Raw genomic sequence first — 17,437 nt, 5'->3', positions numbered from 1 at the left:
CTTCAAAACACAACATTATAAATTTTATCACACTCGATATAAAAAAAATAGACAGAGTCAGCGACCCTGTCAAATGTTTTTTATTTGTAACAATTATGAGATTGTGTAGTTTGGTGATTCCTTCGTGATTTGGACATCATGCGGATGGCTTTCGCGAAGACCTGCTCCTGTCATACGGATAAATTGAGCTTCTTCTCTTAAAGCGCGCAAGTCTTTTGAACCGCAATATCCCATACCTGAACGAAGACCGCCGACAAGCTGATACACTGTTTCTTCTACAGGACCTTTGTACGGAGTCCGTCCTTCGATACCTTCAGGGACGAATTTCTTATTTTCTTCTTGGAAATATCGGTCTTTACTGCCTTTTTCCATGGCAGCGACAGAACCCATACCGCGATACACTTTAAATCTTCTGCCTTGATAGATTTCAGTTTCGCCCGGGCTTTCTGAAGTACCGGCAAGCAGGCTTCCAAGCATGACAGCATGTCCGCCGGATGCCAATGCTTTCGTAATATCTCCGGAGAATTTAATACCGCCGTCCGCGATAATTGTTGCGCCGTGTTTTCTCGCTTCAGTGGCACAATCATAAATCGCAGTGATTTGCGGTACACCTACGCCTGCAACGACGCGTGTCGTACAGATAGATCCAGGTCCGATTCCCACTTTTACAATGTTTGCTCCGGCTTCAATCAAAGCCTTTGTCGCTTCAGCCGTAGCAACATTTCCTGCGATAATGTTCAATTCAGGATATGTCTCACGGATTTTCGCAACTGTGTTCAGTACGCCTCTGGAATGTCCGTGAGCCGTATCAACCACGATAACGTCGACATTCGCTTCAACAAGCTTGCTGACACGAGTCATTGTATCACCTGTCACGCCTACCGCAGCGCCGACGATCAGGCGTCCGTGTTCATCTTTAGATGAATTCGGGAATTCGATAACCTTTTCAATATCTTTGATCGTGATAAGACCTTTTAATTTGTTTTGGTCATCCACTAATGGAAGTTTTTCAATTTTATGCTTCTGCAAGATTTTTTCCGCTTCGTCTAATGTGGTTCCCACAGGAGCCGTAACCAGCTCTTCTTTTGTCATAACATCACTGATTTTCATTGAATAATCAGAGATAAAGCGAAGATCGCGGTTTGTAATGATACCGACCAGCTTTTGATCGTCTTTATTATCTACGATCGGAACACCGGAAATTCTGTATTTCCCCATCAAATGCTCCGCATCGAATACTTGATGATCAGGTGTTAAAAAGAAGGGATTTGTAATAACGCCCCGTTCAGAACGTTTGACTTTGTCAACATGTTCAGCCTGCTGTTCGATGGACATGTTTTTATGAATAATGCCCAAGCCGCCTTGTCGGGCCATCGCAATCGCCATTGCTGATTCTGTTACTGTATCCATTCCTGCACTGATGACAGGAATATTAAGCTTTAACGTTTTTGTCAGTTCAACAGACAAATCCACATCACGCGGAAGTACGTCTGATTGAGCTGGTACGAGCAGTACATCATCGAACGTTAAGCCTTCTTTTGAAAATTTACTTTCCCACATTAGTAAATCCCCCTCTTTTCGGCAAAATATTATATGTAGATTATCAACTAGAAAACGGCATGTCAAGGAAGCGAAAAAGAGTTGAAATATTTAGATAAAGGAAAGGGTTTAAAAATACATATGAGAGACCTTGAATGGAAAGAGTTATCATTATTTTATTCTGTAGAATCTTCCCAGAAATTTCTAAATAAAGTCTATACAGAAAGAGGAATGGAAGAACCAAAACGGTATGCGTTTAAAAACAGTGAGCGCTTCATATTCTTCATCAAACACGCCGAGTCCTTTTATAAGCAGGCATCCCTTTCTCCTTTAGAAATTAAGCCTATTCTGTTGTTTTACGGGATGTCACAATTGCTGAAAGCCTGTCTTCTGACCACAGATCCAAGCTATCCAAGCCACGCTTCAGTACTCGCACATGGCGTGACTGCCCGAAAACGCAAAAAGCAAAATTACTCTTTTAGGGATGATGAAGTGAAGGTGCAGCGCAATGGTTTATGTATTCATGTGATGAAACACTTATTCGGAATAGCCGGTCTTGAGGAAGAACGGTATACAATGAAAAAATTGCTGACAGCCATTCCTGAATTGCATGCTGTATTCCATTTCCAAGAGAAAAAGAATTGGCTGACCAAAGTAGAGCTGAAAGATAACCTTATTTCAGTGCCTGAACATGCGGTGATTCATTACAATATGTCTGACACCCGCTTTGCAGAATACATCAGTCATCACTTGAATTGGTCTTTTGTCAGGAAAGACCATAAGAATTTGGTTTTTGAGGCCGCTCCGATAGACAGGGAACCTTGGTCTTCACCAAATTTATTGTTTCACTTAGAGAATAATCAATATTATATTCCCTCTCAGCGCGATCACTTCCTGCATCTTCCGGAAATGATTATTCATTATTTGGTCCTGTACAATGTCGGAATGATTGCGAGATATGAAACGGAGTGGTGGTATGAACTGCTGACGCAGCATGTCAGCGATGATTATGTAATGATCCGGCGGTTTTTAGAGGTCACGGAACGCAAATTTCCTTACTACGCTTCTAATTTTCTGAAGCAATACTTATAAACACAAAAAAGGCAGCTCATGATGAGCTGCCTTTACCGTTAAAATAGCTTGGCGGCGTCCTACTCTCACAGGGGGAAACCCCCGACTACCATCGGCGCTGAAGAGCTTAACTTCCGTGTTCGGCATGGGAACGGGTGTGACCTCTTCGCTATCGCCACCAAACCATTGAGAGTGTTCTCTCAAAACTAGATAACAGGAAGCATACATTCAAATTAGGTTAAGTCCTCGATCGATTAGTATCTGTCAGCTCCATGTGTCGCCACACTTCCACCTCAGACCTATCAACCTGATCATCTTTCAGGGATCTTACTTCCTTGCGGAATGGGAAATCTCATCTTGAGGGGGGCTTCATGCTTAGATGCTTTCAGCACTTATCCCGTCCGCACATAGCTACCCAGCGATGCCCTTGGCAGAACAACTGGTACACCAGCGGTGCGTCCATCCCGGTCCTCTCGTACTAAGGACAGATCCTCTCAAATTTCCTGCGCCCGCGACGGATAGGGACCGAACTGTCTCACGACGTTCTGAACCCAGCTCGCGTACCGCTTTAATGGGCGAACAGCCCAACCCTTGGGACCGACTACAGCCCCAGGATGCGATGAGCCGACATCGAGGTGCCAAACCTCCCCGTCGATGTGGACTCTTGGGGGAGATAAGCCTGTTATCCCCGGGGTAGCTTTTATCCGTTGAGCGATGGCCCTTCCATGCGGAACCACCGGATCACTAAGCCCGACTTTCGTCCCTGCTCGACTTGTAGGTCTCGCAGTCAAGCTCCCTTGTGCCTTTACACTCTGCGAATGATTTCCAACCATTCTGAGGGAACCTTTGGGCGCCTCCGTTACCTTTTAGGAGGCGACCGCCCCAGTCAAACTGCCCACCTGACACTGTCTCCCCGCCCGATAAGGGCGGCGGGTTAGAAGGTCAATACAGCCAGGGTAGTATCCCACCGATGCCTCCACCGAAGCTGGCGCTCCGGTTTCCAAGGCTCCTACCTATCCTGTACAAGCTGTACCAACATTCAATATCAGGCTGCAGTAAAGCTCCACGGGGTCTTTCCGTCCTGTCGCGGGTAACCTGCATCTTCACAGGTACTATAATTTCACCGAGTCTCTCGTTGAGACAGTGCCCAGATCGTTGCGCCTTTCGTGCGGGTCGGAACTTACCCGACAAGGAATTTCGCTACCTTAGGACCGTTATAGTTACGGCCGCCGTTTACTGGGGCTTCAATTCGCACCTTCGCTTACGCTAAGCGCTCCTCTTAACCTTCCAGCACCGGGCAGGCGTCAGCCCCTATACTTCGCCTTACGGCTTCGCAGAGACCTGTGTTTTTGCTAAACAGTCGCCTGGGCCTATTCACTGCGGCTCTCTCGGGCTTGCACCCTAACAGAGCACCCCTTCTCCCGAAGTTACGGGGTCATTTTGCCGAGTTCCTTAACGAGAGTTCTCTCGATCACCTTAGGATTCTCTCCTCGCCTACCTGTGTCGGTTTGCGGTACGGGCACCTCTCACCTCGCTAGAGGCTTTTCTTGGCAGTGTGGAATCAGGAACTTCGCTACTATAATTCGCTCGCCATCACAGCTCAGCCTTCACGGGAAACGGATTTGCCTATTTCCCAGCCTAACTGCTTGGACGCGGATATCCAATACCGCGCTTACCCTATCCTCCTGCGTCCCCCCATTGCTCAAATGGTGAGGAGGTGGTACAGGAATATCAACCTGTTATCCATCGCCTACGCCTTTCGGCCTCGGCTTAGGTCCCGACTAACCCTGAGCGGACGAGCCTTCCTCAGGAAACCTTAGGCATTCGGTGGAGGGGATTCTCACCCCTCTTTCGCTACTCATACCGGCATTCTCACTTCTAAGCGCTCCACAAGTCCTTCCGGTCTTGCTTCACAGCCCTTAGAACGCTCTCCTACCACTGTTCGAAGAACAGTCCGCAGCTTCGGTGATACGTTTAGCCCCGGTACATTTTCGGCGCAGAGTCACTCGACCAGTGAGCTATTACGCACTCTTTAAATGGTGGCTGCTTCTAAGCCAACATCCTGGTTGTCTAAGCAACTCCACATCCTTTTCCACTTAACGTATACTTTGGGACCTTAGCTGGCGGTCTGGGCTGTTTCCCTTTCGACTACGGATCTTATCACTCGCAGTCTGACTCCCAAGGATAAGTCATCGGCATTCGGAGTTTGACTGAATTCGGTAACCCGGTAGGGGCCCCTAGTCCAATCAGTGCTCTACCTCCGAGACTCTTACCTTGAGGCTAGCCCTAAAGCTATTTCGGAGAGAACCAGCTATCTCCAGGTTCGATTGGCATTTCACCCCTACCCACACCTCATCCCCGCACTTTTCAACGTGCGTGGGTTCGGGCCTCCATTCAGTGTTACCTGAACTTCACCCTGGACATGGGTAGATCACCTGGTTTCGGGTCTACGACCACGTACTCAATTCGCCCTATTCAGACTCGCTTTCGCTGCGGCTCCGCATCTTCTGCTTAACCTTGCACGGGATCGTAACTCGCCGGTTCATTCTACAAAAGGCACGTCATCACCCGTTAACGGGCTCTGACTACTTGTAGGCACACGGTTTCAGGATCTCTTTCACTCCCCTTCCGGGGTGCTTTTCACCTTTCCCTCACGGTACTGGTTCACTATCGGTCACTAGGGAGTATTTAGCCTTGGGAGATGGTCCTCCCGGATTCCGACGGAATTTCACGTGTTCCGCCGTACTCAGGATCCACTCAGGAGAGAACGAAGTTTTGACTACAGGGCTGTTACCTCCTATGGCGGGCCTTTCCAGACCTCTTCATCTACCTCGTTCCTTTGTAACTCCGTACAGAGTGTCCTACAACCCCAAGAGGCAAGCCTCTTGGTTTGGGCTGGTCCCGTTTCGCTCGCCGCTACTCAGGGAATCGCATTTGCTTTCTCTTCCTCCGGGTACTTAGATGTTTCAGTTCCCCGGGTCTGCCTTCTCATATCCTATGTATTCAGATATGGATACCACTCCATTACGAGTGGTGGGTTTCCCCATTCGGAAATCTCCGGATCAAAGCTTGCTTACAGCTCCCCGAAGCATATCGGTGTTCGTCCCGTCCTTCATCGGCTCCTAGTGCCAAGGCATCCACCGTGCGCCCTTTCTAACTTAACCGTTAAAAAGAATCACTACGTGATATCTTGCATTACAATTGAATGTGAATTACTTCTGTTATCTAGTTTTCAAAGAACACGTTGGTGGAGCCTAGCGGGATCGAACCGCTGACCTCCTGCGTGCAAAGCAGGCGCTCTCCCAGCTGAGCTAAGGCCCCGTATTGGGTAAAGATGGTGGGCCTGAGTGGACTCGAACCACCGACCTCACGCTTATCAGGCGTGCGCTCTAACCAGCTGAGCTACAGGCCCATCTACCATATGAAAGAATCAAAGTTCCTTCAAAACTAAACAAGACAGGGAACGTTCTGTTTATAAGACCCAAGGTCTTATATTCCGTTAAAATCCTTAGAAAGGAGGTGATCCAGCCGCACCTTCCGATACGGCTACCTTGTTACGACTTCACCCCAATCATCTGTCCCACCTTCGGCGGCTGGCTCCAAAAAGGTTACCTCACCGACTTCGGGTGTTACAAACTCTCGTGGTGTGACGGGCGGTGTGTACAAGGCCCGGGAACGTATTCACCGCGGCATGCTGATCCGCGATTACTAGCGATTCCAGCTTCACGCAGTCGAGTTGCAGACTGCGATCCGAACTGAGAACAGATTTGTGGGATTGGCTTAACCTCGCGGTTTCGCTGCCCTTTGTTCTGCCCATTGTAGCACGTGTGTAGCCCAGGTCATAAGGGGCATGATGATTTGACGTCATCCCCACCTTCCTCCGGTTTGTCACCGGCAGTCACCTTAGAGTGCCCAACTGAATGCTGGCAACTAAGATCAAGGGTTGCGCTCGTTGCGGGACTTAACCCAACATCTCACGACACGAGCTGACGACAACCATGCACCGCCTGTCACTCTGCCCCCGAAGGGGACGTCCTATCTCTAGGATTGTCAGAGGATGTCAAGACCTGGTAAGGTTCTTCGCGTTGCTTCGAATTAAACCACATGCTCCACCGCTTGTGCGGGCCCCCGTCAATTCCTTTGAGTTTCAGTCTTGCGACCGTACTCCCCAGGCGGAGTGCTTAATGCGTTAGCTGCAGCACTAAGGGGCGGAAACCCCCTAACACTTAGCACTCATCGTTTACGGCGTGGACTACCAGGGTATCTAATCCTGTTCGCTCCCCACGCTTTCGCTCCTCAGCGTCAGTTACAGACCAGAGAGTCGCCTTCGCCACTGGTGTTCCTCCACATCTCTACGCATTTCACCGCTACACGTGGAATTCCACTCTCCTCTTCTGCACTCAAGTTCCCCAGTTTCCAATGACCCTCCCCGGTTGAGCCGGGGGCTTTCACATCAGACTTAAGAAACCGCCTGCGAGCCCTTTACGCCCAATAATTCCGGACAACGCTTGCCACCTACGTATTACCGCGGCTGCTGGCACGTAGTTAGCCGTGGCTTTCTGGTTAGGTACCGTCAAGGTGCCGCCCTATTTGAACGGCACTTGTTCTTCCCTAACAACAGAGCTTTACGATCCGAAAACCTTCATCACTCACGCGGCGTTGCTCCGTCAGACTTTCGTCCATTGCGGAAGATTCCCTACTGCTGCCTCCCGTAGGAGTCTGGGCCGTGTCTCAGTCCCAGTGTGGCCGATCACCCTCTCAGGTCGGCTACGCATCGTCGCCTTGGTGAGCCGTTACCTCACCAACTAGCTAATGCGCCGCGGGTCCATCTGTAAGTGGTAGCCGAAGCCACCTTTTATGTCTGAACCATGCGGTTCAAACAAGCATCCGGTATTAGCCCCGGTTTCCCGGAGTTATCCCAGTCTTACAGGCAGGTTACCCACGTGTTACTCACCCGTCCGCCGCTAACATCAGAGAGCAAGCTCCCATCTGTCCGCTCGACTTGCATGTATTAGGCACGCCGCCAGCGTTCGTCCTGAGCCAGGATCAAACTCTCCGATAAAGTAGTTTGACTGACTACGCACATCGCTGTGCGATTTATTTAAAACTTTGAATTAACAGGTACGTTTTGTCTTGTTTAGTTTTCAAAGAACTTTGTTGCTCCTCTCGAAGCGACCTATTAATCATAACATTTTCAGTTTGCTAGGTCAATACTTTTTCAAAAAATATTTTCGCTAGGCTTGCCTTTCTATTAAAAAGACAACAAAAAGAATTATATCAGCATCATCGCTATGTGTCAAAGCTTTTTTATTTCTTTATATAGTAAAAGCGCAGCCTGTTACAGCTGCGCTTTTTCGTTTATACTTCTTCGGTTTCTTCCGGCTCTTCTTCATTCTTTTCCACGAGCGCAACAGTGGCCACGTGCTCTTGATCAGACATGCGGATCAGACGGACGCCTTGTGTTACGCGTCCCGTAGTGGAGATATCATTAATATCCATTCTGATTAACACGCCGCTTGCCGTAATGATCATTAAGTCTTCTTCGCCTCTTGTGGCTTTAACTGTTACTAGCGGACCGTTACTGTCAGTAATTTTACATGTTTTAAGACCTTTTCCGCCCCGGCTTTGGACTCTGTATTCTGAAGCCGGTGTACGTTTGCCGTAGCCGTTTTCTGTCACTATGAGGACATGGGAGTCTTCTTCGAGAATCTCCATGCCTACAACGACATCATCGTCTGTCAGCGTGATGCCTTTAACACCTGCAGCTGTGCGTCCCATTTGTCTTACATCTTCTTCCGGGAAACGGATCAGCAAACCGTTCTTCGTTCCGATGATGATTTGTTTCTTGCCGTCAGTCAAGCGGACGGCCATCAGTTCATCGTCTTCCCGAAGACCCAGAGCGATCAGCCCGTTATTCCGTATATTCGCAAACTGGGACAGTGCCGTACGTTTCGATACCCCTTGTTTTGTCGTAAAGAAGAGGTAAAGCTCCTCATCAAATGTGCTGACCGGAATAATGGCATTAATCCATTCGCCTTTTTCAACCTCTAGAAGGTTAATAATCGGAATACCTTTTGCCGTACGGCCGTATTCAGGGATTTCATACCCTTTAGAACGGTATACCTTCCCTTTATTAGAGAAGAACAGAATCGTATCGTGCGTTGATGTAGAAATTAAGTGTTCCACGAAGTCATCTTCATTCGTACCCATTCCCTGTACGCCTTTTCCGCCTCGTTTTTGACTGCGGTATGTGGACGCTGGGAGGCGTTTAACATAGCCGTTATGGGTCAGCGTGATGACGATGTTTTCTCTCTCGATGAGATCTTCATCTTCAATTGTTTCAAGACCGGACGTCACGATTTCAGTGCGTCTCTCATCATTGAACCGCTCTTTGATTTCATTGAGTTCTTCACGGATGATTTCGAGCACTCTTTCTTCATTGGCTAAAATATCTTTCAGCTCGGCGATAAGCGCAACAAGTGATTGATATTCTTCTTCAATCTTTTCGCGCTCCAGACCGGTTAATCGCTGAAGACGCATATCCAGAATGGCTTGCGCTTGTTTTTCAGTCAGTGAGAATTGTTCGATTAAACCCGTTCTGGCAATTTCAGCCGTCTGAGAATTACGGATGAGAGAAATCACCGCGTCTAAATGATCAAGAGCAATTCTTAACCCTTCCAGGATGTGAGCTCTCGCTTCAGCTTTACGAAGTTCGTAAGCCGTTCTGCGTCGGATGACAACCTTCTGGTGATCAAGATAATGCTCCAGACATTGTTTCAGGCTCAGTACCTTCGGCTGTCCGTCAACGAGCGCCAGCAGGTTGATTCCGAAAGACGTCTGCAGAGCCGTTTGTTTGTACAGGTTATTCAAAATGACGTGAGCATTGGCGTCACGGCGGAGCTCAATGACGACTCTCATTCCGTTACGGTCGGATTCGTCACGCAGATCGGTAATTCCTTCGATTTTTTTGTCCCGGACAAGATCTGCGATTTTTTCAATTAATCTCGCCTTGTTCACCTGATAAGGAAGTTCCGTGACAATAATTCTTTCTTTTCCTGATGATGTCTGTTCGATTTCAGCCTTAGCCCGGATCGTAATGGATCCCCGTCCGGATTCATATGCCTTACGGATGCCGCTCCGGCCTAAAATCTGGCCGGCCGTCGGAAAATCCGGTCCCGGGATGTATTCCATCAGCTCTTGGATTGTAATCTCTGGATTTTCACTTACGGCAAGCACGCCGTCAATGACTTCCCCAAGCTGATGCGGAGGAATGTTTGTCGCCATTCCGACCGCAATACCGGCAGCCCCGTTCACGAGCAGATTCGGAAATCTTGAAGGCATGACGGCTGGTTCTCTTTCTGAACCGTCATAGTTGTCTTGATAGTCAATCGTGTCTTTCGTAATGTCACGCAGAATTTCCATTGCGATTTTTGACATTCTCGCTTCTGTATAACGCATCGCAGCCGCTGAGTCGCCGTCTACCGAACCGAAGTTGCCGTGTCCGTCAACAAGCATGTAGCGGTAGTTAAAATCCTGCGCCATTCTGACCATTGATTCGTAAACCGCTGAATCACCGTGCGGGTGGTACTTACCGATAACTTCACCGACGATACGGGCAGATTTTTTATATGGCTTGTCACTGGTCATGCCTAAATCATTCATTGCGTATAAAATCCGTCTGTGAACCGGCTTCAGACCGTCACGCACATCCGGAAGCGCCCGGGATACGATAACGCTCATTGCGTAGTCCAGGAAGGATGTCCGCATTTCCTGACTGATATTGACTTCACGTACTTGTGGTGTGTTTTGTTCACTCATTAAAAAAACCTCCCTGAAGTATCACATGAAATAATGTGGGAGTAGATTGTCCATTATGATCTTCAATACGATTTCACTATTCTCCATTATATCAATAAACTTGTGTTTATACACATTAATTTAGTAGAATATACGGGTTTTGCGGGTTTTCAGAGACTGTTTGAAGCAGCTTTGAGAAAAAAGCCTTATTTCTTAACGAAAATAAGGCTTTCATGGTTAAATATCAAGGTTTTTCACGTATCTGGCGTTTGCTTCTATGAAGTTTCTGCGCGGTTCTACTTTGTCACCCATCAGCATTTCAAAAGTCTCGTCAGCGTCCATCGCATCTTCAAGATTGACCTGCAGAAGCGTTCTGGTCGCCGGGTCCATTGTCGTTTCCCATAGCTGAGTCGCGTTCATTTCCCCGAGACCTTTATAACGCTGGAGGCCGGGCTTGGGTGATTGCGGAAGCTCTTTTAAAAGCTCATCAAGCTGCTTATCGTTATAAGCGTATTCCACCCGTTTTCCCTGCTGCACTTTGTAAAGCGGCGGCTGAGCAATGTAGACATAGCCGTTTTCAATAATCTCCCGCATGTATCTGTAGAAGAACGTTAATAAAAGCGTTCTGATGTGGGCGCCGTCAACATCGGCATCCGTCATGATAACCACTTTATGATAACGCGCTTTTTCAAGATTAAAGTCTTCTCCGATTCCTGTCCCGAGAGCCGTAATCATTGATCTGACCTCATTGTTTGAGAGAATCTTATCAAGTCTTGCTTTCTCAACGTTCAGAATCTTACCCCGCAGCGGCAGAATGGCTTGGAAATGACGGTCCCGTCCCTGTTTCGCTGATCCGCCCGCAGAGTCACCCTCTACGATATACAGCTCGGAAATGCTCGGATCTTTAGAAGAACAGTCCGCCAGTTTACCCGGCAAATTGGAAATCTCAAGTGCGCTTTTACGCCGGGTCAATTCCCGCGCTTTTTTCGCCGCCATCCGCGCTCTTGCGGCCATTAAGCCCTTTTCAACGATTTTACGGGCTGAGTCCGGATTTTCAAGAAGGAATGTTTCCAGTGCGGAAGAAAACAGCGTATCAGTAATCGTTCTCGCTTCAGAGTTGCCGAGCTTCGTTTTCGTCTGCCCTTCGAATTGCGGATCAGGGTGCTTAATTGAAATGATGGCAGTCAGCCCTTCTCTCACATCATCACCGCTCAGATTCGGATCATTTTCTTTGAAAATCCCTTTTCTTCTTGCATAGTCGTTTATGACACGGGTCAAACCGGTTTTAAATCCGGCTTCGTGCGTGCCGCCTTCGTATGTGTTGATGTTATTCGTGAAAGAATAAATGTTGCTTGTATAGCTGTCGTTGTATTGCAATGCAACTTCAACCGTTATGCCGTCTTTCTCGCCTTCGATATAAATCGGCTCTTCATGAATGACTTCTTTGGAACGGTTTAAGTACTCAACGTAGCTTTTGATTCCGCCTTCGTAGTGGTACTCGTTTTTCCGTTCTTGTCCTTCACGTTTGTCTTCAATCGTGATGTTGACGCCCTTTGTCAGGAAGGCCAATTCTCGGACACGGTTTGAAAGCAGATCATAGTCGTATACGGTTGTTTCTTTGAAAATTTCCGGATCGGGAACGAAGTGCGTAATCGTTCCGGTCTTATCAGTGTCACCGATCACTTCAAGATCGGCCACCGGTACACCGCGTTCATACGCCTGATAATGGATTTTCCCGTCACGATGAACCGTAACGTCAAGAGTGGTCGATAAGGCGTTTACGACAGACGCCCCAACACCGTGAAGACCGCCGGATACTTTATATCCGCTTCCGTCAAATTTTCCGCCTGCGTGAAGAACGGTCATGATGACTTCAACCGCAGGACGGCCCATTTTCTCTTGGATACCGACCGGAATTCCGCGCCCGTTGTCTTTAACGGTAATGCTGTTATCTTTTTCAATCTCGATGTTAATATCTGTACAATAACCGGCCAGGGCTTCGTCAATACTGTTGTCGACGATTTCCCATACCAAATGGTGAAGGCCTTTGCTGTTAGTTGATCCGATGTACATCCCCGGTCTCTTTCGAACAGCTTCCAAACCTTCTAATACCTGTATCTGATTCTCATCATAACTATTTTGCTGCTGTTCCATAGCCATGCACATTCACCTACACTTTTCTTAAACGATATATTCATTGTAAAGATCCGCTAAGAATCTATTTCTAACATAAATTGCGCACGTTTCTTCAGTGTGCCGGAAGATAAGGGAGAGTAATATATATTCTCAGTCGTGACTACGATAGACTTTGGTGTGCCATTTACGGACGGCACTACTTTTTCTTTCTGTCTGTCCAGAAATTCTTCAACGATCGGCGATACATTGACCTTGCAGTCAAAAATGCCGACGATATCGCGTGTTGAAACGACAAAGTCGTCACCTAAATGAATATACAATCGCTCACCTCATTTCTTCACTTCACTAACGCACCGTTTTCCACACGGAACATTCCTGCTTGATGTAAGGTTTCGTGGTCAATGCCATCCACACTCGTCGTGGTGACAAATGTCTGCACACGGCCTTGGATTGTATGAAGCAAATGGGACTGGCGGTAATCATCCAGCTCGCTTAGTACATCATCCAAAAGTAAAATGGGATATTCTCCGATTTCTTCATGAATTAAATCTATTTCGGCCAGCTTCAAAGACAAAGCCGTCGTACGCTGCTGTCCCTGCGAACCGTAAGTCTGCACATCGCGTCCGTTCACATAAAAAAGGACATCATCCCGATGCGGCCCGAATAATGTGACGCCTCGTTCTATTTCTTTTTCTTTTAATTTCGAAAAAGACTCCTGGTAGCTGTTACCTATTTTCGACAAATCTTTGGGATCTGATACATCAAGCGCCGTGTGATACTTAAGCGTCAGTTCCTCAAGTCCCCGGGAAATGCCGGAATGGATCGGCTGCGCCCATTTTTCAAGCTGTGCCGTAAACTGCAGACGTTTGGCGACAACTTTCGCGGCTGCTTCAATCAGCTGATCAGTGAGAACGTCAAGCATGGTCCGGTCAGTCTGTTTCCGGCTTTGCAGCTGTTTCAGAAAATGATTCCGCTGGGAAAGGATTTTTTGATAAAGAGATAAATCATACAGATAAACGGCAGATACCTGCCCGATCTCCATATCAAGAAATCTCCTCCTCACCTGAGGGCTGCCTTTAACGAGATTTAAGTCCTCGGGGGCAAACATAATGGTGTTCAGCGCTCCGACATACTGACTGAGTTTTTGCTGCTCTATATGATTGACTTTGCCCTTTTTACCTTTTTTGGAGATGACCAGCTGCATCGGGATGTCCCCGTTGCGCTTCATCACTCTTCCTTCTATTTTAGCATAGTCTTCGTCCCACCGTATAAGTTCTTTATCATTTGAGGTGCGGTGCGATTTTGCCATCGAAAGAACATAGATGGCTTCCATCAGATTGGTTTTGCCTTGGGCATTTTCCCCGATGATCACATTCACCTTGTTTTCGAATTGAAGCTCAGCGCGCTCATAATTACGGTAGGATGTTAATTCTAAATTTTGGATATACAACCGCTGTCACCCGCTTTAATTGACGACTTGAAATGAACCAAATCCTTCAATCGCGACCACGTCTCCAACATAAAGTTTTCTGCCGCGGCGATTGTCAGGTTCATTGTTGACAGTCACCTCATGCTCGCTCAGAAACCATTTGGCCATGCCGCCGGACTGAATCACATCGGCTAATTTTAAAAACTGGCCAAGCGTAATCATTTCTGTATCAATCGAAATCGGATTTGCCATAATATCGACCTCTTTCAAATATCACTAATATCTAATTGTACTAAAAAATCCTGAAATAAGGAAAGGGAAAACTTGCTTGAGGGAGCGGCTGATGAACAGAAAAGCTGCCGAACATTAGCCGGCAGCACATTCTGTTTGTTTAATACGTTCTGACCGGAAGGATGAGCTGAACGATGGTTTCATCATTCGGCGTACGGATAAGAAACGGTCTCATCGCTCCCGTAAAGCTGATACGGATGTCCGCTCCTTCAAGTACTTTCAGTGCGTCCATCATATATTTTGGACTGAATGAAATATTTAATTCCTCGCCGTCAATCTGGTCAGCCAGCACAGCTTCGACTACTTTCCCGATTTCCGGAGAGTTTGATGAAATCTCAAGCGAGTCTGCCGGTTTGGCAGAAAGCTTTACAACGTTGTTGCGGCCTTCTCTCGCCAATAAAGAAGCACGGTCTATCGCCTGTAAAAATTCCTTCGTGTTCACGACGATTTCTGTTTTGCTTTCCTGCGGAATTAAGCTGGTCGTGTCCGGATAATTTCCGTCAAGCAGCCTTGAGAAGAACAATACGTTTTTCGCTTTAAACAGAACTTGCGTTTCTGTAATAACGATATCTACCAGTTCTTGGCTGTCATCAAGAATTTTGCTCAGCTCGGTTAAGCTTTTTCCGGGGATGACGACGTTATAAGAGCTGTCTTCCGGAATATCAAGCTTCGCCTTTCTTAAAGCGAGTCGATGGCTATCCGTGGCAGTGCATAATAATTCACCGTTTTCCACTTTCCAGTTTACACCTGTCAAGATAGGGCGTGTTTCTGAGGCGGACACAGCGAACACGGTTTGACGGATTAGGTTTTTCAAAAGGTCCGTCGGAATCTGAATGGCATGATGCTCTTCGATTTGCGGAAGATGAGGATATTCATCTGCATCAAGGCCGTTTAAATTAAATTCGGCTTTTCCGAAGCGGATAATCGTTAAATATTGATTTTGAACTTCGATTTCAACAGTCGCCATCGGAAGTTTTTTAACGATTTCACTGAAGAAACGGGCTTGCAGCACGATACTTCCCGGCTGATCGATCGTCACGATTTCCTTATCATCTTCTTCTTTTGGAATGAATGACTCGATTGAAATATCAGAGTCGCTTCCTGTAAATGATACTCCTTCATCTGAGGCTACGATCTTAATACCGGTAAGAATGGGAATTGTTGTTCTGGATGAAACAGCTTTTAGAACGTCTTGTACACTTTCGACTAAACGATCTTTTTGAATCGTAAATTTCATGTTTATCCTCCTAACGGATAATATAATTAATATATTTTAAAAAATAGCAGTAGTAATAGTAGGGCCTGTGGATTTGTGGATAAGTTGTGAAAAAGACAGGAAACACAGCCTATCCACATGTGGACAGACTGTGCATGGCTATAGAAAAGTTATTCACACTTTCCCCGATTCATCCGAGGGCTCTATTATTTAAGCTGTTCTTTTATTTCTTTCACCTGCTGCTGAAGCTGCTCGTCATCAATCAGCAGTTTTGAAATCTTTTCATGAGCGTGAATGACGGTTGTATGGTCTCTCCCGCCAAATTCTTCCCCGATTTTGGGCAAAGAAGAATCCGTCATTTCTCTGGAAAGATACATCGCAATCTGTCTTGGAAACGCGACGGATTTTGTACGCTTTTTCGCTTTGAAATCTTCAAGCTTAATGTTGAACTGCTGTCCGACAATCCGCTGAATCTCTTTTATCGTAATGACCTTCGGCTTTGAAGACGGAATAATATCTTTCAATGCTTCAGCAGCCAGATCCGCATTAATGTCTTTATTGATTAAAGATGAATAGGCAACAACCCGGATTAGTGCCCCTTCCAGTTCGCGGATGTTGCTGTCAATCTGATTCGCGATGTAAAGCATGACTTCATTCGGAATATCAAGGCCTTCCGCCTTCGCTTTCTTTCTCAGGATGGCAATCCGCGTTTCCAGATCCGGCGGGGTGATGTCCGTAATCAGTCCCCATTCGAACCGCGAACGCAGCCGGTCTTCAAGGGTCGGAATCTCTTTTGGCGGTCTGTCGCTTGAGATCACGATTTGTTTGCTTTCTTCGTGAAGCGTGTTGAATGTATGGAAAAACTCTTCCTGTGTTTGTTCTTTTCCGGCTAAAAATTGAATATCATCTATCAAAAGTACATCAACATTCCGGTAGCGGTTGCGAAAATCAACGGCTTTATTGTCGCGGATTGAGTTGATGAATTCATTTGTGAATTTTTCAGAAGACAGGTACACCACTTTGGCTGAAGGATTATGATCAATGACATAATGGCCGATTGCGTGCATTAAGTGGGTTTTTCCTAAGCCGACCCCCCCGTAAATAAATAAAGGGTTGTACGCTTTAGCGGGTGCTTCCGCCACAGCCAGTGATGCTGCATGGGCGAATCGGTTTCCCGATCCGATGACAAATGTGTCGAATGTATATTTCGGGTTGAGCATGCTTTGGGGAAAATCAGACGGTTCCTCTTTTGCCGCTTTTTTCACTTGAGGTTTCGGCATAAAGTTTTCTTCATCCTGATTTTGAGGAATGACAAATTTGACGCTCAATTCTTCCCCGGTTAATTCATATATGGTATCTGCAATGAGGTGTAAGTACCTGGACTCCAGCCAGTCTCTGGCAAATTCATTGGGAGCGGTGATGGTTAAGGTATCTCCTTGCAGCGAATGGGCTTTCGTCGACTTCATCCAAGTTTCGAAGCTCGGTTTGCTTAGCTTTTTCTCAATTTGAGCTAAGGCTTGATTCCAAAGATCCAATATATTCTCCATTATCCGGCACAGCCCTCCTTTTCTTTTAAAATCAGCGATCTTTCCCTGTTATAGAACACAAAAAAAGAGCATATGGCTCTGACCATTCGTACACACGAAATGTTGAAAACATATAGTATAGTAGAAAAATAGCTTTTCGACAAATTCCACAAGTTGTGGACAACAATCTACACAAGCTGTGTAGAAACAATCCACAACTTATCCACACTTTGTGGATAAAGAGAATAGGCTGGATAAGTAATTAAGAGTTAAAACACAAATATAATATCAAATTAAGCGAGGACTTGCAACGGTTCTCGTAATCTTATCCACAAACCTGACAACTTGTTGAAAAATCTTTGTCCACAGGGGTTAGCAATGTGAAAATGTTGTCGATAACGATTGTGGATATTAAAAAACGACCAAAAAATT

9 protein-coding genes, 2 tRNA genes and 3 rRNA genes are annotated in these 17,437 nt (G+C 46.6%); 1 reads left to right on the top strand and 13 read right to left on the bottom strand.

Annotated elements, in window-relative coordinates; genetic code table 11:
- Positions 1-93: 93 nt before the first annotated feature.
- The gene (guaB, locus tag BAMF_RS20290) at positions 94-1,560 is read right to left on the bottom strand and encodes an IMP dehydrogenase (protein WP_003150717.1); all 1,467 of its coding nucleotides are present in this window, start codon (positions 1,558-1,560) and stop codon (positions 94-96) included.
- 120 nt (positions 1,561-1,680) lie between these two features.
- Here guaB and BAMF_RS20285 point away from each other — a divergent pair, with 120 nt between their 5' ends.
- Positions 1,681-2,631 carry a YaaC family protein gene (locus tag BAMF_RS20285; RefSeq protein WP_013350727.1) on the top strand — a complete coding sequence of 317 codons (951 nt, stop codon included), beginning with the start codon at positions 1,681-1,683 and terminating at the stop codon, positions 2,629-2,631.
- Positions 2,632-2,677: 46 nt separating this feature from the next.
- On the opposite strand, the gene rrf is transcribed toward BAMF_RS20285, so the two are convergent.
- The 12 genes from rrf to dnaA all read right to left on the bottom strand — a co-directional run bounded on the left by rrf (position 2,678) and on the right by dnaA (position 17,026).
- A 5S ribosomal RNA gene (rrf, locus tag BAMF_RS20280) occupies positions 2,678-2,793 on the bottom strand.
- 51 nt (positions 2,794-2,844) lie between these two features.
- Positions 2,845-5,774 (bottom strand): 23S ribosomal RNA (locus BAMF_RS20275).
- Between the two features lie 81 nt (positions 5,775-5,855).
- Positions 5,856-5,931: transfer RNA gene (locus BAMF_RS20270), tRNA-Ala, on the bottom strand.
- A gap of 14 nt (positions 5,932-5,945) precedes the next feature.
- A tRNA-Ile gene (locus BAMF_RS20265) sits at positions 5,946-6,022 on the bottom strand.
- 100 nt (positions 6,023-6,122) lie between these two features.
- Positions 6,123-7,672, bottom strand: a 16S ribosomal RNA gene (locus tag BAMF_RS20260).
- Together the 16S, 23S and 5S rRNA genes with 2 tRNA genes alongside form the textbook arrangement of a ribosomal RNA operon.
- A gap of 296 nt (positions 7,673-7,968) precedes the next feature.
- Complete coding sequence (gene gyrA, locus BAMF_RS20255) at positions 7,969-10,428, bottom strand: DNA gyrase subunit A (protein ID WP_013350726.1); 2,460 nt, start codon at positions 10,426-10,428, stop codon at positions 7,969-7,971.
- A gap of 216 nt (positions 10,429-10,644) precedes the next feature.
- Positions 10,645-12,561: a DNA topoisomerase (ATP-hydrolyzing) subunit B gene (gene gyrB, locus BAMF_RS20250; RefSeq protein WP_014469589.1), complete on the bottom strand. Its 1,917-nt coding sequence runs from the start codon at positions 12,559-12,561 to the stop codon at positions 10,645-10,647.
- A 56-nt stretch (positions 12,562-12,617) separates the two neighbouring features.
- Positions 12,618-12,863, bottom strand: a complete 246-nt coding sequence (gene remB, locus BAMF_RS20245) for an extracellular matrix regulator RemB (RefSeq protein WP_004392908.1) — start codon at positions 12,861-12,863, stop codon at positions 12,618-12,620.
- 17 nt (positions 12,864-12,880) lie between these two features.
- Entirely contained in the window at positions 12,881-13,993 is a 1,113-nt protein-coding gene (gene recF, locus BAMF_RS20240; protein ID WP_013350724.1) for a DNA replication/repair protein RecF, read from the bottom strand.
- A gap of 15 nt (positions 13,994-14,008) precedes the next feature.
- On the bottom strand, positions 14,009-14,224 hold the full coding sequence (gene rlbA / locus BAMF_RS20235; RefSeq protein ID WP_004392910.1) for a ribosome maturation protein RlbA: 216 nt from the start codon (positions 14,222-14,224) through the stop codon (positions 14,009-14,011).
- Between the two features lie 139 nt (positions 14,225-14,363).
- Positions 14,364-15,500: a DNA polymerase III subunit beta gene (gene dnaN / locus BAMF_RS20230; RefSeq protein WP_013350723.1), complete on the bottom strand. Its 1,137-nt coding sequence runs from the start codon at positions 15,498-15,500 to the stop codon at positions 14,364-14,366.
- Positions 15,501-15,685: 185 nt separating this feature from the next.
- Entirely contained in the window at positions 15,686-17,026 is a 1,341-nt protein-coding gene (gene dnaA / locus BAMF_RS20225) for a chromosomal replication initiator protein DnaA (protein ID WP_013350722.1), read from the bottom strand.
- Between the last annotated feature and the right edge of the window lie 411 nt (positions 17,027-17,437).

Origin of the sequence: Bacillus amyloliquefaciens DSM 7 = ATCC 23350, from assembly GCF_000196735.1 — a bacterium.
GTDB lineage: Bacteria > Bacillota > Bacilli > Bacillales > Bacillaceae > Bacillus > Bacillus amyloliquefaciens.
This window is presented reverse-complemented; position numbering and strand designations above follow the sequence as displayed.

What these genes read in the sequence shown, in the direction of transcription:
- rlbA (WP_004392910.1), bottom strand. Translation starts at nt 14,224, where the DNA reads ATGGCAAATCCGATTTCGATTGATACAGAAATGATTACGCTTGGCCAG.
- gyrA (WP_013350726.1), bottom strand. Translation starts at nt 10,428, where the DNA reads ATGAGTGAACAAAACACACCACAAGTACGTGAAGTCAATATCAGTCAG.
- dnaN (WP_013350723.1), bottom strand. Translation starts at nt 15,500, where the DNA reads ATGAAATTTACGATTCAAAAAGATCGTTTAGTCGAAAGTGTACAAGAC.
- dnaA (WP_013350722.1), bottom strand. Translation starts at nt 17,026, where the DNA reads ATGGAGAATATATTGGATCTTTGGAATCAAGCCTTAGCTCAAATTGAG.
- guaB (WP_003150717.1), bottom strand. Translation starts at nt 1,560, where the DNA reads ATGTGGGAAAGTAAATTTTCAAAAGAAGGCTTAACGTTCGATGATGTA.
- gyrB (WP_014469589.1), bottom strand. Translation starts at nt 12,561, where the DNA reads ATGGAACAGCAGCAAAATAGTTATGATGAGAATCAGATACAGGTATTA.
- BAMF_RS20285 (WP_013350727.1), top strand. Translation starts at nt 1,681, where the DNA reads ATGAGAGACCTTGAATGGAAAGAGTTATCATTATTTTATTCTGTAGAA.